Origin of the sequence: Actinoplanes sp. NPDC026619 (assembly GCF_040638295.1) — a bacterium.
GTDB lineage: Bacteria > Actinomycetota > Actinomycetes > Mycobacteriales > Micromonosporaceae > Actinoplanes.
In genome coordinates this window covers 1-15,702 of the sequence record NZ_JBEZYA010000025.1, presented here as the reverse complement: position 1 = coordinate 15,702, position 15,702 = coordinate 1, and the positions used below count along the sequence as shown (strand labels likewise).

Genomic DNA, 15,702 nt, shown 5'->3' with positions numbered 1-15,702 from the left:
CCGCCAATATGGACCCGCCCGACTGCAAAAGTAGAACGGGGCTTCGACCGGGGTATTGGCTTCCGCCGCTGCCCGATCGCATTCGCCTAGGGCGCTCGGCCGGCTCGCCAGGGTGCAGCGTATCGGTCATCCCACCAGCGCACGTAGCGAAAAGCGCTGGCACGAGCCGATAGCCTCGTTGGATGGCGAAGCGTGAACCCGCACCCGACTCGATCTCCATCCGGTTGCCCGACGGCCGAAGCCTGGAAGCGACGAACGAGACGCCCGGTCCGGCCGAACGCGGGGAGTTGGAGCTGGTCGAGGTACTGCAACCGCGGCGCTTCGACGCGTGCCCGATCTGCGGTGACCCTGCAGCGACGGAGGACGAGCATGTGCCGCCCGGCAGTATCGGGGGCAAGGTGATGACCTGGACGTGCAAGCGGTGCAACAATAACTTCGGCAGCAAGGTCGAGGTGGACCTGCTCGACTGGTACGAGGGCGCGGTGACGACGTGGTTCGCATCGGAGACCGTACGAGGTAAGCGCAAGACCGGCCGGCTCCTGGTTCGCCGGACCTACAACGACGAGTTTGTGCTCCTGCCAGCCGGCAAGTCGGACGAGATCTATGCCGAGATCCTGGCCGCTGGCGACGTCGAAATGCAGTACGACACTCCGGAGCACAAGCGGTGGTCAATCGCCCTGCTCAAGTGCGTCTACCTCGCACTCTGCATCAAGTTCGATGTCATCCAAGGCCCGTGGGCCGACCAGGTTCGCGCCGACCTGCTCGCAGCCCGTGACGCGCCCAGCCGGGCCGACGTACCGCCGAGCGAGATCGCCCGGCTCCTCCATGTCTTGCGCGGATTCGGACCGGTGCCGATGACCTCGGCCCCGGTCGTCACCTCCGTCATGCACGGGCCGGATGGCCCGCTGGAGGGTGTGCTCCTCGCCGGGCGACTGTTTGTTTCCTGGTCGCCGGTCAGCGAGGACCAGGCGGCCACGCCGGTTGAGATTGGCAGGCGCGTTATGACCATGCGGGTCGGGACACCGCTGTCGAGCGTCGTAACGGCCGTTACCCCGGAGCCTCGCACTTCGACAGGCTGATCTCGGCGCTCATACTCAGGCCTTCCAGATCTCGTCTTCGGTGCACGTCTTGTGGCAGGGACGCATCAGGTCGTCGCGCGTCTGGGTCGCCTTCCGGCAGACGCGGTACGGCAACGCTTGCTTGGACCAATGGGGGGCCTGGCGTGATGCCCGTCGGCAGGTACAACTCGGAAGATTCCTGCACAGCTGTGAGGTACTCCCGGTTGGTTTGGAGACGGCGAAAACGGCCGGCGTGCTGTGCGGTAAGGCGGGGACCCGGGACGTCGTCGACGCCACGGTGGTGACGGTGGCACTGGCGTACGGGGCGATCGTGTTCACCAGCGATCCGGACGACATCACCCACCTGGGCGCCGCGGCCGAGGTGAAGCCAGGATTGGTCGTACGCCGGGTGTGACCTGACGGCTCAGGCATCTGCGGCTATCGCTTCTTGACGTTGCTATTGGCCCCGTGAGCTGGTCAAACGTCCAGGAAGTGGGTTACCGGGAACGGCCATTGTGTGGTTCGCATGGTGTAACGTCCGGCCCACCAAGACTGTGACCTGCTGTTCTGTCGCAGTGCTTTTGGCATTGCGCAAACCGGCACCGTCGTCGCTTTTCAGCCTCGTGGCCGCTGTGCCACCTTCCGGTGCGTCGTGGTATAGCATCGCTGCTATGGCCTGGGGAGCTGGAGCTGGAGCCGGAGGTAGAGAAGTGGCTGGAGAGCCTCCCGACCGCTCAGTTCGCCCACGCGGCGTTCTACGTCGACCTGCTCGCTGAACAAGGACCGTTGCTGGGCGAGCCCTACACGAAACAGCTCGATCGGAAGCTGCGCGAGTTGCGATTCCACCTCGGGCGGCAGGCGGTCCGGATCACCTACTGGATTGCGACCAACAGGAGGATCATCCTGCTGACGGTTTTCCACAAGACGCGGATGCGGGACGAGCGGGAGATCGACCGGGCGCGCCGGGCGCTTGCACGGTGCATCGACGAGGCGCATCAGATCGTGGACGAGGAAGGCTAGATCATGAGCGATGGTGGCGGTTGGGCCGCGATGCGGGAGCGGCGGATGGCTGAGCCGGGTGCCGCTGAGGCGTACGACGCGGCGCGGCTGGCGTTCGAGCTCGGTCGTTCCGTTCGGGAGCTTCGTGAGCGCCAGGGTTGGAGCCAGACACAGTTGGCGAAGGCGTCGGGGATGACGCAGTCCGCGGTTGCTCGGTTCGAGGCCGGCGGAACCGTTCCGACTCTCGCGGTGCTGGAGCGTTTGGCAGCGGCCTTGGGCGTAAGTCTCAGGGTAGGTTTCGAGCCGCGCGGCGAGGCGGCTTGAGCCGCGGGCACTGTCCGCTGTGGCCGTCGCGTTGGTCATCGTGCACCGCCACGAGCCTGTGACCTGGTCAAACCTCCCGGCAGTGGATCACCGGCGACCGTGACATGCGGTTCGCGCAGCGACGCGTCCGGCCCACAACCCCAACCCGTGTGCGAAATTCGTCCACCGGGATCCGGTAGACCGGGATCAGCCGGTCGCCGTCGAGCTGGATTTCGGCGATGTGGGTTTCCATGACCGCTTTTCGCTGGCCACGAGTGCCGGAGCGTAGGACGTCGGCCAGGTGTCGGTGGATCTGTTCGATCGTATCGGGGCTGACTGGTTGCGGCGTGGCGGCGATCAGGTCGGTGAGGTGGCGGCGCCAGTCGGTGAGCTGATCGAGTTGGTGGTCAGAGCAGCCGCATCATGGGCAGGTGATCAGGCCCGAGAGACAGTAGCCGGAGTTCGACGCCGCCCGTGAGGAGCCGGGTTCGCCGCGGGCGTTGAGGATGCGATGGCAGTGGCCGATTCCCCGCCTGTTCGGTCCCGCGCCGTCGCACTCACCCTCCGCGCACCCGACCGGGTGGGCCCGACACAAGATCGAGGCCCGCCGGCCCCAGCAGCATCACCGGTTACCTGGCGGCAAGCTCGTCACCGGGCAGCTCGCCGTAGCAGGTGGCGGCTGGCTGACAGTCCTACCGGTCCGAGGCGGTCACAATGACCGCTACGGATCGGAGGTCGGATGGCAGCGGAGGCACATGCGTTGTTGCGCACCCACGGCTGCCGGCTGATCGTGGCCGCGGCCGGGTATGGCAAGACAGCGTTTCTCCGCACCGGCAGCGACGAGGGGCCGGTCGCCTACCATTCCGCCGCCGGTACCCTGCCCGACCGGCTCGCGGTCGACTCGGCCGGGACGCCCGCCGCGCTGGTCGTGATCGACGACGCCGGGGCGCTCGGGCCGGCCGCCCGGCTGCGACTGGCCGCCACGCTGCGGGCGCTGCCCGACACCGTGCAGATCTGCCTCGCGTCCCGTGAACCGTGGGACGGCCCTGAGTCGGCCGCCCTGCCGCAGCCCGTGGTCGAGTTCGGCGCCGCGGACGTCGCGCTGCCCATGGAGGCGGTCGCCGCAGTGTTGGGTGGCGGGTACCGCGTGGTGGACGGGGACGTGTGCGAGCAGGTGGTACGGCTGACCGCGGGCTGGCCGGCGTTGGTCGGTTACGCCGCCGACGTACTGGACCGGTGCGACATCGGCGACGAGGCGCTGCTCGCCGCGCTGACCGGTCCGGGTACGCCGGCCGGGGGCTGGCTGCGCGAGCAGGTACTCGCCCCGCTCCGACCGGAACTTGCCGAGTTGCTGCGTGCGCTGGCCGGCCTGGACCCGGTGACCGTGCCGCTCTGCCAGGAGCTGGCGGACGCGGGGCTGCTGGGGAATGACGCGGGGATGCTGGGGAATCCGGCGTGGGTAGGTGCCGGGCTGCGCCGGCTAGTGCGCACCGGGCTGGTGGTACCACACCGGCACCGCGCCGGCCCGGCATACCGGGTGGTACCGGCGCTCGCCGCCCTGCTTGTCCACGACGGACATTGGGGTGGCGGGGGCGGGGCGGGGCAGCGGGAGCGGGAGCGGCTTGGCGCGGCCGCCGACTGGTACCAGCGAAACGGGCTCGCGCTGGCCGCGGCGGACACGCTGAGCCGCGGCGGCGGTGCGGAGCTGTGCGCGTCGCTGATCGAAACCGACGGCGAGGCGATGGTAGCCGAGGACGGCGCCCGTACGGCGAGTCTGATCCAGGCGCTGCCGGCGGATCGCCGGTCCGTCCGGTTGCGCACCCTGCTCGGTGACGCGCTACGGGTCAGCGGCGATGCCACGGCGGCGCTGCGCACCTTCGAACCGCTGCTGGTCGATGCCGGGCACGCACCGGCCGGCCTGCTGTGGCGGGCCGCCATGGCTCACTACATGCGCTCGGACTACCCGGCGGCGCTGGAGCTCTGTGACCGGCACCGGATACCCGCTCCCGCTACCGTGGACGAGGTATTGCTGGTCGCCTGCCGGGTGAACACCCTGACCCAGCTGGGTCGGCCGGAGTGGCGCGAACTCGTGCCCGGCATGCTCGCCGCGGCACAGGCGTCAGGCGACGACCGGGCACTGGCGGCCGCGCACCTGGCCGCGGCGCTGGAGGAGTTCGGCGGCCGGCGCGACGCGCACCTGGCGCAGGCTCGCACCTCGGCCGAACGCGGTGGCGACCTCAGCATGCTCGCCCGGGTGCTGCTCAACCAGGCGGAAGGGCTGCTGCGCGACGCGCGGTTCGCCGAGGCGGCCGACGTCGCCGCGCGGGCAATCGGGACCGCCGAAGCGGCGGGGGCGCCGCCCGGCATGCGCACGGTCGCGTTGTACAACGCCGGCGAGGCGCTGACCCGACTGGGCCGCTTCGACGACGCGGTCCGGCATTTCGACCGCGTGGTGCGGGTCGCGCGGCGGCACGGGCTGAACCGGATGGCGCAGGGGCTGGTCGGCCTGGGTGAGGTGTACCACCTGCTCGGCCAGCTGCAGCGAAGCCGAGCCGCGCTGGAGGAGGCGGCCGACCTCGCCCGCGCCACCGACGAGCGGCAGGTACTCATCCCGGCACTGGGCCAGCTGGTGCGGGTGCTGCTGGCCGGTCCGGAGCCGGACCCGGCCGCGGCCCGGGCCGCCGCCGAGGAGGCGGAGCGGCTGGCCTCCCCGCGCCTGGCCTCGCTGGCTTTCGCTGCTTGTGGCTGGGTGGCCCTCGCCGAGCACGACATCCCGCTGGCCGGCCGGCGGGCCGAGGCCGCGGTCCGCGCGGCCCGCGCCAACCGGCGGCTCGACTGCCTGGCCGAGGCGCTGGAACTGGCCGGCGTGGCCGAGCCGGAGCCGGGCCGGGCCCGCGCGACGCTGTGCGAGGCCGAGGCGATCTGGCGGCGCGGTGGGGCGGCACCGGCGGCCGATCGCGTGCTGGTAAGCATCGGCCGGCTGCGCGGCGCCGACGGAGCCGACCGCGCCGCCGGGAAAGCTGCGGCGCAGCGGCTGCGGGCGCTGGGCGTCGATGTGCCGGATGGCGGCTCGGCGCCGTCCGCCGCCGCGACCGGCGTGCAGATCCGGGTCCTGGGCCGGTTCGAGGTGCTGGTCCGCGGGCGGCTGGTATCACTGCCGGCGTGGCGGTCGAGGCAGGCACGGTCGCTGTTGAAGATCCTGGTCGCACGGCGCGGCCGGCGGGTGGCTCGGGACGAGCTGTGCGAGCTGCTCTGGCCGGACGACGCCGGCAGCGGACGCACCGGGCACCGGCTGTCGGTGCTGCTTTCGGTGATCCGCGGCGTGCTCGACCCGTCCCGGCTGCTGTCAGCGGAGCACTACATCGAGGCCGACGGGGCCGGGATGTCGCTGAACACCGGCCACGTGCTGATCGACGCGGAGGAGCTGCTGCGCGATGCCGCGCTCGCCGCCGAACTGCGGCGCGAGGGCCGGCACCGGGAGGCCCGCGAGATATTGGCCGAGGTGGACGCCCGGTACCTGGGAGACGCCTTCGACGACGAGCCGTACGAGGACTGGGCGAACGGCCTGCGCGAGGAGGTACGTGCCGCGTGGTTACGCTCGCTGCGCCAGCTGGCGACGATCAGCGCCCGGGACGGCGATCCCGACCAGGCGGTGACCAGCCTGACGCGGCTGTGCGGCGCCGACTTGTTCGACGAGTCGGCGCATCAGATGCTGGTGACCGTTCTGGTCGGAGCGGGGCGGCACGGCGAGGCGCGGCGCGCGTTCGAGCGGTGGACCCGCGCGATGCGGTCGATCGACGCACCGCCGCCCGACCGTGGCCTGCTGCGCGGTGTCCAGCGCAGCCAGGCCGCGGCCGGTCCGGTCAGCGAACCGGCAGGTCCCCGCAGTTTGGTCCGTAGTAGGTCACCCCGTTGACGGTGAACGGCGACCCGAAATAGGTGTTGCCGTACAGGTAGGTGAGCATGATTTCGGCGGCGCAGTTGTTGGTGCCCTCGCCGCCGTCGGCGGTGTCGGTTCCGTCGTCGCCGACGAGGTTGTCGTCTCCCCCGCCACCGTAGATCATGTCGTCGCCGTCGTCGCCGGACACCTCGTCGTCGCCGGCGCCGCCGCGCAGCGTGTCGGCACCATCGCCACCGAGGATCGTGTCGGCGCACTCGCCGCCCCGGATCGTGTCGTTGCCGGTGTCGCCGCCGAGCCGGTCCTCGCCGTATCCGCCGTCGATAGTGTCATTGCCGCCCATCCCGAGGATCACGTCGGGTCCGTCGGTACCGACGAGCACATCGTCACCTGCGGTGCCGATGATGAGCGTCTGGGGCCCCTGGCCGGCACAGTCGTCGATCGCCTGGGCCGGAGCGGCGGCCACCGCCGACAGTCCCCCCGCCAGCATCAGTGTCGCCGCCACGGTCACAGCCCGGATGCGCCGTCTCGTCATCGCCATCTCCTTCATCAGGTCGGTGCGTTGACGTGAGGGTCACATCCGGGTGTCATCGTGGCGTCATCACGCCCGCTGAGCGCTCAACCGATGCAGATCGCCTGTGCCTGGATCAACCAGCCATTCCCGGAGAAGCCCAGCTCCCGCCCGGTCACCTCGGCCGCCTGGTTGCTGAGGTGCGGCTCCAGGCCGGCGACGGAACCGGAGCCGACCAGGCCGGTCAGTACCGCGCCGGTCCCGCTCGGCTGGGTGGTGCCCGGACAGGTCTGCGTGGTCTCGATCTTCGGGGAGATCGAGTTGGATGCGCTCGTCCAGGTCTGTAGCGACATGGTCGTTGCCGGAGTGCCGCAGATGGCCTGCGTGGTGAGGGTGAAGTTGCCGACGGTCGGGTCGTGCACGTACGCAGTCGAGCTGACCGAGCCGAGCGACGAGCTGAAGTTCAGCTCGTCCATGGCCGCCTTGCCCGCGGCAAGCTCCAGCTTGTAGCCACCGCCGAACACCTTGTTGCTTCCGGTGCACGTCGCGGTGATGCCGGACTTGTAGTACGGGTCGCTCGTGGACGTGTGCTGTTGCAGGTTCAGGCCGGTCACGCTGCCGGCGGGGGCGCACACGGCGTACGCGTCCACCGACCAGGCGGTGGTGACCGCGGTCGACTCGATGCCCTGCACGGTCACGGTTCTCAGGCCCGTGTCCACGAACATCTTGCTCATCACCACGTCGTTGCTGCCGTTGATGTGCCCGCCCATGCCCACCACGTCGTCCGTACCGCAGGACACGGTGACGGTCTTGGGTGAGCTGTCGTCGGACACGCTGGTGTTGCTCTGCCGGTACAGGCTCAGGCTGGCGAAGGCCGGGCTGGCCGGCACCGCCAGGGTGGCGGCGGCCAGGGTGCCGAGCAGCAGGGCCAGGCGGAGCGGTCTGATCCGCATCGGTGGTGCTCCCTCCGGGTGTCGCCGTCGCGGCGCGACGGCGTCTGGCACACACCGTCCGGAGCGGAGTCATCGTCACATCACACTGGCGTCAGCGGTTGCGGCCGGAGAGGGAGAGAGAAAGCAGCAGGGGTCCCGCCGAAGCGGAACCCCTGCTGATCGGTCGCCGGGCTCAGTGGCCCGTGGTGATCTCCTCGCGCTTGTCCTTGCCGGCCAGCGGCGGGCGAGACCGGGGCCTCGGCCGGCTTTTCCACGGGACGAAGGTCGCCACCCTGGTCACCAAGTGGTCAACATCGCCTACCTGGATTTCCGGGTGCTGTGGCCAGGACTGACTCGCTCGGCGTCCAGTTGGGACCGGCGGCGTTCCAGGATGAGGAGACGTTGGTACGGACTCTCGGGCACGAAAGCGTGCATGTCCGCCAGCACGAGGATGGCCGGATCACGACCATGACGGGAGCGTTGGAGAATGAGGCATACGGGCTGAGGAAGGCTTCGTCGAGACATGGAGGAGGAACGCGCATGACCCGGCTCACCAGCGAGCGAGTGCACCGCTTGTCGAGCCGCCCTTGGCTGTTCGGGAAGGTTACGGTACTGGCCCGCGTCAGCTGAGCCCGTATGCGAGAGCGCCGTGGTGCCCGGATGCGGATCATTTTCGACTACGGCGGGGACCTCCGGCGGATCTTCTGAGGCGCTGTCCGCCTTGAGTTTCGAGCGCTCGCGCGGCGGCCGGTTGGCCGCTGCCAGTGCTCATGACAGACTTCGACTGCCACGTGAGCTGGCCAAACGTCCCGGCAGTGGGTTGCCGGGGACGGTGGCCGTGTGGTTCGCATGGTGCCACGTCCGGCCAACTTTGATCTTGCATGCGAACCGTCGGTCGGGTGTCCGGTCGACGGTTCGCCTGGTTCTGGCCGTCGGCATGGGTGGCTCACGGCTCGGGGAGATGGTCGGATTCAGCGCCTCTGTTCTGCTTCAAGGCGGTGGCGGTATCGTCGGCGCTCGTGGCAGTTCGTATCGATGTTTCGGCGTTTCGCAGTTCGATCTCGGCGCAGGTGGTTGGGGATGCTGAGCGATTGCTCCGGGACGACGGCGTGGGAGAGCTGGAAGCGGTGGGTGGCGGTGCTCGGGCGGTGGTCTGCGATGGTGGGATCCGTTTCCAGCCGTGGGTGGGTGTGGTCGATCAGTCATTGATCGGGGACTGTGATTGCGAGGTCGGGTCTGTTGAGGACGACTTCTGTGCCCATGCTGTCGCGGTGGCGTTGTCCGCGTTCGAGGCGGGCGTCAGGTTCTCTGCTGCGGGCAGGCCGCATGGTGCGGGACCGGTCGAACCGGAGCGTGCGGACATTCTGCGGGCCGTGCAGTCTCTCGGTCCGCGGCAGTTGACCGACCTGGTGGTGGAGCAGGCTGTTCGGGATCGCCTGTTCGCAACCTTGCTGCTGGGGGCGGCGGGCATGCTCGCCTTGGTCGACGAGTCGGCCCTGGCCGGCTTTCAGGCCGTCATCCGTGAGGTGTCGAACGTGACCACCGGCACCAGATGGGAGATCGCCGATGTGGAGGACGCCGGCCGTCGCCTGGTTGCCGAGGTCGAGATCCTGCGCGCGCGTCCCGTTGTCCGGCCATGCTCGATCTGATCGAGCAGGCCATCGCGGTCTGGGACGAGTTGGCCGGGTATCTGAACGATGCCTACTACGCGCGCCGTATCGATCCGCAGGAGATCAGCGAGCCTCTGGTCGATGCGCACCGTGATCTGTGCGAGCGGCTCGACCTCGACTCGGAGGAGATCGCTGAACGTCTCGATCGGCTGGTCGACCGCTGCCATCACGACACCGTCGACCCTGCCGTGTACTCGGAGCTTCTCGGTGAGGATGCGGGCCGGATCGGTCGTTATTCGCGTTGGTAGCCGGGACTTCAGTTCGGGTTCGGGAAGCAGTGTGTTCCCGGCGTCGGGCGGAGTTGCCTGCCGCGTGCTGAACACGGCGCGCGAGAATGGCTCAGCACGGCGCACCGCGCCCGTGTCGTCGCGCGTGAGGTGTGGTTGATGAGCCTGTCCGCTTCGATCGGCCCGCGTGATTCGTCGGCCTGGCTCCCCGGGCGGTGACCAGTGATGGCGGAGCAGCCGGTTCCCGGTGCGTCAATGGGTTTCGTCGGCCGGTGGCGGATCCTGGAAATGGAACTGTGGGATGCCGACGCCTTCGATCTGGTGGGTCCGGCCTTTATCGAGTTCGGCTCGGATCTTCGGGGACGGTTCCGGTTCATCGTCGTCGACGGTTGGATGGACTGCCGGATAGCGAAGCAGTCAGGCGGGGCTGGTGTCGAGTTCTCTTGGGAGGGCAGCGACGAAGGTGATGAGGTCAGCGGACGGGGTTGGGCCGCTGTGGTTGATGACGGCGTTCTTGACGGGCGGATCTTCTTCCACAACGGTGACGATTCGGGTTTCCGGGCGGTGCGTGTCGACGGCGTGCTGGATGCCGGTCGCGTGTAAGGCGACGATGCTGCAGGCTCAGGCTGTTTTTCCAGGCTGTCCGATCCGTTAGGAGGGCAGCGTGGCGCGAGCCGCTATCACTTGTCGAGGTAGTGGCCGTGGCAGGCGGCGATTTCCAGGTCGCCGCCACGGACGCGGTAGATGAGCCGGTGTTCGTTGTTGATGCGGCGGGACGACCACCCGGAGAGCGGGCCCTTCAGCAGTTCCGGCTTGCCGAGACCGGTTCCGAGTGGATCCCGTTGGACGTCGAGGATGAGTTTGCTGATGCGGCGGGCCATCTTCATGTCTCGGCGTAACCAGCCGTCGTAGTCCTCCCAGGCGTTGGGAGTGAAAACGATGCGCAAGCTCATGCGGCTTCCTTGCCGGGTTTCGGCGAGGCGGACGTTGGGTCGAGCGGATGCTCCGCGAGCAGGCCGGCGTCGGCCTGGGCGATGCTCTCCAGCAGCCGGCGGGCGTTCGAGGCGGAACCGAGAACATGCAGCGTCTCGTTCACGGCGTTCCACTCGTCGAGCGAAACCATGACGACGGCCTTGCCGCCACCGCGAGGGATGACGCACTCCTCGGCATCATCGATCACCGCATCGACCACGGCGGCGAGGTTCTTGCGAACGTCGCTGATTGTCAGCACCTTCATCGTGACCCCCAGGGTGTAACGTACGCCAGAACGTACGTTGAATGGTACGCCAGGTCGCGGGTGCCGGCGGGGGTGTGCCTTTACTTGGCCGGACGAAAACCCCGTGAGCTTGTCAAACGCCCCGGTAGCGGGTTGCCGGGAGCGGTGACCGGGTGGTTCGCATGTTGCAACGTCCGGCCCACTCTATTTGCCTGGGGGCGACCCCCAGACCCCACGTTACGGTGGGCGCGGTCGGTGGTCCGGTCACGCCTTCGTCGGGGTTGCGTCCTTCGGCCAATCCACGACGTGCGGGTCACCGATCTCATGACATTGAGCCTGATCGAACCTGATGTGGCCCTCTCGATCGGCGGATCCCCCTTCCGTTTCCGGCCGAGGCCCACCTGACCGCAGAGGGACGAGTCCGACTACCTGACGGCCGTGAGTTCACCGACCTGGTGGCGGCGGCCGCGACAGCCACCGGTCTGGACATCTGGCACTTCTGGCAATCGGAGTCACTCCGGCCCTCTGTCATCCGCCAGAGAACGGGCACGACGTGGCCAACTCGCCTCAGCACTCGTAACCACCCGTGCATGGCGCGCCTGGCTCATCGGACCCGCCAGGGCACGGTGACGGTCCAGGTGAGTGGCCCCGGGAGTTTCGTTAAAGAAGCTTTAAGGAAAGCTTGTTCAGCGTCATGAACTGCCGCCACATCGTTGCTCGTATATCTCGGTACAAGCAGTACCGAGACGAAGAGGAGCCGTGCATGTATCGACGCGGAGTCAGCAGCCGGACGCGCAAGCTGGTGATTGGAGGTGCCGCCGCAGCGCTGCTCGGCTCGGCGCTCGCGGTCGGCACGGGGATGGGCCAGGCCGCCGAGACCGGAGCCAGCTCCGGTAACGTTAACGCTTTGGTGCCGGCGCTGGGTTTCAGCCCGGGCGATCCGAACGCGACGGCCGACCGCGTGGGCCCTACCGGGGTAAAGGTTCCGGGTCGTTGCCCACCGACTCAAGCCCAAGTGAACGCGCAGGTAGCGCTCAAGAATGCGAGCTTGCCGAGTGGAACGGACCTTGAAAGTCGCATTCAACGTTTTGAAAAAACCTTGTCGGCGATTCAGGACTTGAAATGCCCCGCATCTTCCACGACTTTGCTGGGCCGCTTGAATTCCTTGACCGCGCTGCGCGGAAACGCGAACCGCGATAACATCCTGCCTGGTTTGGGTTTGAACGAAACGCCGGCGGATAAAGTCGCCGCCACAGGATCCGGTGACGCGGCCGCGAGTGGGGCGACGGGGAACGCCGGAGCCAGCTCCGGTAACGTTAACGCTTTGGTGCCGGCGCTGGGTTTCAGCCCGGGCGATCCGAACGCGACGGCCGACCGCGTGGGCCCCACCGGGGTAAAGGTTCCCGGTCGTTGCCCACCCACTCAAGCCCAAGTGAACGCGCAGGTAGCGCTCAAGAATGCGAACTTGCCGAGTGGAACGGACCTTGAAAGTCGCATTCAACGTTTTGAAAAAACCTTGTCGGCGATTCAAGACTTGAAATGCCCCGCATCTTCCACGACTTTGCTGGGCCGCTTGAATTCCTTGACCGCGCTGCGCGGAAACGCGAACCGCGACAACATCCTGCGTGGTTTGAAGTTGAACGAAACGCCAGCGGGATAAAGCCGCGGGGAATGCGGCGCCGTAGAACGCGCCAGCGAAACAAGCGGCGCCGCGGACAACGGCAACCTGATCCTTCGCGGGTCCTGATCCACCGCACGGAACCGCCTCGCCGGAGGCCCTCGCACCACGGGGGTCTCCGGCGCGTCCGTGTGTGGGCCATGCGCGCGGTGATCTTCGGCTACTTCATATTCGCAGCCACCGCCGCAACGCTGTCCCCAGCGACATCGCGCCCACCGCCGCAACTCGACCTCGGGATGAATGTGGCGTGGACGGCCGCGGGGTGAGGAAGTCGTTGACAGCCGGCAGGGGGCAGGTTCACGCAGGCGCCGTCTGGAACCCAGCAGTAACGTGCGTTCGGAAGACTAGGTGGCGTGCAATTGGAAGAATACGAGGGATGTTTTTGGTAGAGTTGCCTGATGATCGAATACCGGCGCCGCGTTCTGGACGGCGCGCTGGATGAGCTTCAGCCGCATCTGCGCGCCCTGTCGATCCACGGGCCGAAGGGGGTCGGAAAGACGGCGACAGCGTCGCAGCGCGCCGTGTCAGTCGTCGACTTGAGTCTTCCCGCGCAGCGAGAGATTCTGACTGCTGACCCCTCGGTCTTGTCCCGCCTGCCAGGACCGGTGCTGGTGGATGAGTGGCAGCGCCTGCCCGAGGTCTGGGACCAGGTTCGTCGTGCGGTGGATGCCGGCTCTCCGCCCGGGCATTTCATCATCGCCGGCAGTTCGGCGCCTCGGGGCGCGGTGGTGCACTCGGGTGCCGGCCGGATCGTTCCGATGCGGATGCGTCCGCTGAGCTTGGCGGAACGGGATATCGAGACGCCTACCGTGAGCCTGGCTGCGTTGCTGGCCAGCAACCACGACGTCGGGGGGAGCACCGGGGTGCGGTTGGCCAGCTACGTCGAGGAGATCACCGCGTCAGGATTCCCGGCCATTCGCGGGCTGCCCCCGCGCGTCCGCCGGGCTGAGCTGGACGCATACCTGGACAACGTCGTGGAGCGAGAATTCCCGGAGCAGGGCTACCCGGTGCGTCGCCCGGCCGTGCTGCGTGCGTGGCTTGCAGCCTATGCCGCAGCGACCTCGACGACGGCGACCTACTCGAAGATTCTTGACGCGGCCACCGCCGGGTTGGCGAACAAACCAGCCAAGGAGACCACGCTCGCCTACCGCGATGCCTTGTCCTCGCTATGGCTGCTCGATGACCTGCCGCCGTGGATTCCCGGCCACAACCATCTCGATCGGCTCGGACAATCCGCCAGGCACCATCTGGCCGACCCGGCGCTGGCCGCGAGGCTGCTGGGGCTGGATGCCGCCGCGCTGCTACGCGCCGAGCAAGGAAACACCAACTTGCACGAAGGCACCATCCTCGGTGCTCTCTTCGAGCACCTGGTAGCGCTCAGCATCCACACTTACGCGGAAGCGGCCGAGGCCCGGGTCAGTCACCTACGGACCCGCAACAACATCCACGAAGTGGATCTGATAGTTCAGCACGCCGATGGAAGGGTGCTGGGCATCGAGGTCAAGCTGGCCGACCGCGTCGAAGACAACGACACCAAGCACCTGCATTGGCTTCGCGACCGGATCGGGGAAGACCTGATCGACGCCGTCGTCATCTACGCCGGCGAGCATGCCTATCGTCGACGCGACGGCGTCGCCGTCGTCCCGTTGGCGTTGCTCGGCCCCTGACCACGACAGGACCTGAGCTGTGGCCCCGGCAGGAACCGCTATCCGTTCCCTTGGCGGCGGATGCGCGAAAGGGCGCCAAGAGGGCTCCGGCCACAAGTACGCCACGGTTCGCATGGTGCACCGTTCGGCCCACGGAACAAGCCTTGGGAGCGGCCCCAGAGCCCACGGTTTGAGTTCCCCCCGCTTTGACGGAGCGGTGGTTACCTGCTTCCGGTCGGGGCAGGGGTGAGGTTATCTGGCTGGGTTTGGGTGTGCCAGGCGGTCTCGTATTCGTCCGGGCTGAGGTAGCCGAGTTCCTTCTGGATGCGGCGGGTGTTGTACCAGCCGTCGATGTACTCGAAGATCGCGCTGCTCGGCCAGACGCCGGATCGTCGGCTTCGGATCCGACTCGCGATACAAGCGCACAGCACGCGCCCGTAGGTCGTCGGGGTACTTCTTCGGTGCGGCCACAGAACTTCCTCCCCATGATCAGTCGATCATGTTTGAGAGGCTCCGTCGAAGCGGGGGGAACTCAGTTTGGTTGGTCGCGTTCCGCGTGCCGGTTGGTCGCTCGGGCCGCGTCGGACGATGCGGGGGCTCCGCGGCCAGGTCGATGTTGGTCGGGCCTCGGAGTTCCTCAACCGCCGTTGATAGGCGTCCATAGCCGGTCCACGGGCATGATGTGAATGCGGTCCTCGTAAGTGAACGAACGCAGTCCGGTGCTCAGTGCGTATTCCTCGATCGTCTATTTGGGGGTGCGTGCTGGTACTCGTCCACGCACAGCAAGCCTGGCGTCGAGGCAGCGGTCTGCGGGCTGGCAGCTACGGCATCTCGAGTGCCGATGTCGTCGAGATCCAGGACGGGCACCCCGCGGGCGTCGGCCAGGGCGGCCAACACAGTGGAACTACCAAATTTTGAGATGAGAAACTACCTAAATCTGCGACCCGCAGCTACCACTTCCCGACGGTGGCATAACGCAGCGTTCGGCCACTCCTGCCAGCTGGTACAGAGCCTCCCCGGCGACGTTGCCGGGGAGGCTCTGACCATTGGTGGGGCGGCTCAGAGGTGGGGGTCCTCCTGGATCTTCAGGGCGTTGAGGATGGGGTCGGCCTCGCCCTTCTCGCGGGTGAACTTGATCGTCAGATCGCCACCCGCGTGCTTCACGGTGACCGTGTTCGGGTCGGCGGTCAGTGCGCCCACCTTCGCCTGCACGTCGTGGTCGTAGAGTGCGATCTTGCCGTCGGCGAGCACATCGAAGGCGCGCTTGCCGGCCTTCACCTTCTCGAACTCCGCGAAGTCGAGGCCGATCCGGTACGTGCCGGCGGGGGCGTTCTTGAACACGTAGCTGAACGTCTCGCCGGTCCGCTGGGTGCGGAACAGTGCGTCGCCCTCGGTGCCGGCGATGGCGGCCCTGGTGGTACTCACCTTGCCGCCGACGTAGCCCCACGGCCGCGAGCCGAGCGCCGCCTGGATGCTCCTATGGATGTCAAGCGGCGGGTTCAAGATTGTTTGAGGTGATGAGCTGGTAGAGCTCGCGGGCGACGTAACGCTTGAGGCACCGGAT

The 15,702-nt window shown here is 67.8% G+C and carries 17 protein-coding genes; 10 read left to right on the top strand and 7 right to left on the bottom strand.

Annotation, left to right across the window (positions count from 1 at the left end):
- Positions 1–182: 182 nt before the first annotated feature.
- The 4 genes from AB0E90_RS39585 (at position 183) to AB0E90_RS39570 (ending at position 2,381) form a co-directional block, all read left to right on the top strand.
- A complete protein-coding gene (locus AB0E90_RS39585) occupies positions 183–1,079 on the top strand; it encodes an HNH endonuclease (RefSeq protein WP_360417325.1) in 897 nt (298 codons plus the stop codon).
- A gap of 40 nt (positions 1,080–1,119) precedes the next feature.
- Positions 1,120–1,473 carry a PIN domain-containing protein gene (locus AB0E90_RS39580; RefSeq protein WP_360417324.1) on the top strand — a complete coding sequence of 118 codons (354 nt, stop codon included), beginning with the start codon at positions 1,120–1,122 and terminating at the stop codon, positions 1,471–1,473.
- Between the two features lie 230 nt (positions 1,474–1,703).
- Positions 1,704–2,078, top strand: a complete 375-nt coding sequence (locus AB0E90_RS39575; RefSeq protein ID WP_360417322.1) for a type II toxin-antitoxin system RelE/ParE family toxin — start codon at positions 1,704–1,706, stop codon at positions 2,076–2,078.
- Between the two features lie 3 nt (positions 2,079–2,081).
- Positions 2,082–2,381, top strand: a complete 300-nt coding sequence (locus tag AB0E90_RS39570) for a helix-turn-helix transcriptional regulator (protein WP_360417320.1) — start codon at positions 2,082–2,084, stop codon at positions 2,379–2,381.
- A gap of 67 nt (positions 2,382–2,448) precedes the next feature.
- Here AB0E90_RS39570 and AB0E90_RS39565 read toward each other — a convergent pair whose 3' ends face one another.
- Positions 2,449–2,613 (bottom strand): hypothetical protein, encoded by a 165-nt coding sequence (locus tag AB0E90_RS39565; protein WP_360417318.1) that lies wholly within the window; start codon positions 2,611–2,613, stop codon positions 2,449–2,451.
- A gap of 486 nt (positions 2,614–3,099) precedes the next feature.
- Here AB0E90_RS39565 and AB0E90_RS39560 point away from each other — a divergent pair, with 486 nt between their 5' ends.
- Entirely contained in the window at positions 3,100–6,276 is a 3,177-nt protein-coding gene (locus AB0E90_RS39560; RefSeq protein ID WP_360417316.1) for a tetratricopeptide repeat protein, read from the top strand.
- Here AB0E90_RS39560 and AB0E90_RS39555 read toward each other — a convergent pair.
- A complete protein-coding gene (locus AB0E90_RS39555; RefSeq protein WP_360417315.1) occupies positions 6,224–6,793 on the bottom strand; it encodes a hypothetical protein in 570 nt (189 codons plus the stop codon). The genes AB0E90_RS39560 and AB0E90_RS39555 overlap by 53 nt on opposite strands.
- Positions 6,794–6,876: 83 nt before the next feature.
- Positions 6,877–7,722, bottom strand: coding sequence for a hypothetical protein (locus AB0E90_RS39550; RefSeq protein ID WP_360417313.1), 846 nt, complete (start codon positions 7,720–7,722; stop codon positions 6,877–6,879).
- 998 nt (positions 7,723–8,720) lie between these two features.
- Between AB0E90_RS39550 and AB0E90_RS39545 the strand changes: the two genes are divergently transcribed.
- The 3 genes from AB0E90_RS39545 (at position 8,721) to AB0E90_RS39535 (ending at position 10,201) form a co-directional block, all read left to right on the top strand.
- Entirely contained in the window at positions 8,721–9,350 is a 630-nt protein-coding gene (locus tag AB0E90_RS39545) for a hypothetical protein (protein ID WP_360417311.1), read from the top strand.
- Positions 9,338–9,619 (top strand): hypothetical protein, encoded by a 282-nt coding sequence (locus AB0E90_RS39540; protein WP_360417309.1) that lies wholly within the window; start codon positions 9,338–9,340, stop codon positions 9,617–9,619. The genes AB0E90_RS39545 and AB0E90_RS39540 overlap by 13 nt, the downstream gene beginning before the upstream one ends.
- Before the next feature lie 204 nt (positions 9,620–9,823).
- On the top strand, positions 9,824–10,201 hold the full coding sequence (locus AB0E90_RS39535) for a hypothetical protein (RefSeq protein ID WP_360417307.1): 378 nt from the start codon (positions 9,824–9,826) through the stop codon (positions 10,199–10,201).
- 77 nt (positions 10,202–10,278) lie between these two features.
- On the opposite strand, the gene AB0E90_RS39530 is transcribed toward AB0E90_RS39535, so the two are convergent.
- Together AB0E90_RS39530 and AB0E90_RS39525 are read right to left on the bottom strand one after the other, a co-directional pair.
- On the bottom strand, positions 10,279–10,551 hold the full coding sequence (locus AB0E90_RS39530; RefSeq protein ID WP_360417305.1) for a Txe/YoeB family addiction module toxin: 273 nt from the start codon (positions 10,549–10,551) through the stop codon (positions 10,279–10,281).
- Complete coding sequence (locus AB0E90_RS39525; protein WP_360417303.1) at positions 10,548–10,835, bottom strand: type II toxin-antitoxin system Phd/YefM family antitoxin; 288 nt, start codon at positions 10,833–10,835, stop codon at positions 10,548–10,550. The genes AB0E90_RS39530 and AB0E90_RS39525 overlap by 4 nt, the downstream gene beginning before the upstream one ends.
- 742 nt (positions 10,836–11,577) lie before the next feature.
- Between AB0E90_RS39525 and AB0E90_RS39520 the strand changes: the two genes are divergently transcribed.
- Together AB0E90_RS39520 and AB0E90_RS39515 are read left to right on the top strand one after the other, a co-directional pair.
- Complete coding sequence (locus AB0E90_RS39520) at positions 11,578–12,474, top strand: hypothetical protein (RefSeq protein ID WP_360417302.1); 897 nt, start codon at positions 11,578–11,580, stop codon at positions 12,472–12,474.
- A gap of 416 nt (positions 12,475–12,890) precedes the next feature.
- Complete coding sequence (locus tag AB0E90_RS39515) at positions 12,891–14,159, top strand: DUF4143 domain-containing protein (protein ID WP_360417300.1); 1,269 nt, start codon at positions 12,891–12,893, stop codon at positions 14,157–14,159.
- Positions 14,160–14,359: 200 nt separating this feature from the next.
- Here the strand turns inward: AB0E90_RS39515 and AB0E90_RS39510 are convergent, their stop codons facing one another.
- On the bottom strand, positions 14,360–14,569 hold the full coding sequence (locus AB0E90_RS39510; protein WP_360417299.1) for an IS3 family transposase: 210 nt from the start codon (positions 14,567–14,569) through the stop codon (positions 14,360–14,362).
- A 628-nt stretch (positions 14,570–15,197) separates the two neighbouring features.
- Positions 15,198–15,702, bottom strand: a 505-nt coding sequence (locus tag AB0E90_RS39505; protein WP_360417297.1) for a malectin domain-containing carbohydrate-binding protein, incomplete at its 5' end; no start/stop codon positions are given.

What these genes read in the sequence shown, in the direction of transcription:
- AB0E90_RS39535 (WP_360417307.1), top strand. Translation starts at nt 9,824, where the DNA reads ATGGCGGAGCAGCCGGTTCCCGGTGCGTCAATGGGTTTCGTCGGCCGG.
- AB0E90_RS39585 (WP_360417325.1), top strand. Translation starts at nt 183, where the DNA reads ATGGCGAAGCGTGAACCCGCACCCGACTCGATCTCCATCCGGTTGCCC.
- AB0E90_RS39555 (WP_360417315.1), bottom strand. Translation starts at nt 6,793, where the DNA reads ATGACGAGACGGCGCATCCGGGCTGTGACCGTGGCGGCGACACTGATG.
- AB0E90_RS39570 (WP_360417320.1), top strand. Translation starts at nt 2,082, where the DNA reads ATGAGCGATGGTGGCGGTTGGGCCGCGATGCGGGAGCGGCGGATGGCT.
- AB0E90_RS39515 (WP_360417300.1), top strand. Translation starts at nt 12,891, where the DNA reads ATGATCGAATACCGGCGCCGCGTTCTGGACGGCGCGCTGGATGAGCTT.
- AB0E90_RS39530 (WP_360417305.1), bottom strand. Translation starts at nt 10,551, where the DNA reads ATGAGCTTGCGCATCGTTTTCACTCCCAACGCCTGGGAGGACTACGAC.
- AB0E90_RS39560 (WP_360417316.1), top strand. Translation starts at nt 3,100, where the DNA reads ATGGCAGCGGAGGCACATGCGTTGTTGCGCACCCACGGCTGCCGGCTG.
- AB0E90_RS39525 (WP_360417303.1), bottom strand. Translation starts at nt 10,835, where the DNA reads ATGAAGGTGCTGACAATCAGCGACGTTCGCAAGAACCTCGCCGCCGTG.
- AB0E90_RS39550 (WP_360417313.1), bottom strand. Translation starts at nt 7,722, where the DNA reads ATGCGGATCAGACCGCTCCGCCTGGCCCTGCTGCTCGGCACCCTGGCC.
- AB0E90_RS39540 (WP_360417309.1), top strand. Translation starts at nt 9,338, where the DNA reads ATGCTCGATCTGATCGAGCAGGCCATCGCGGTCTGGGACGAGTTGGCC.
- AB0E90_RS39565 (WP_360417318.1), bottom strand. Translation starts at nt 2,613, where the DNA reads ATGGAAACCCACATCGCCGAAATCCAGCTCGACGGCGACCGGCTGATC.
- AB0E90_RS39520 (WP_360417302.1), top strand. Translation starts at nt 11,578, where the DNA reads ATGTATCGACGCGGAGTCAGCAGCCGGACGCGCAAGCTGGTGATTGGA.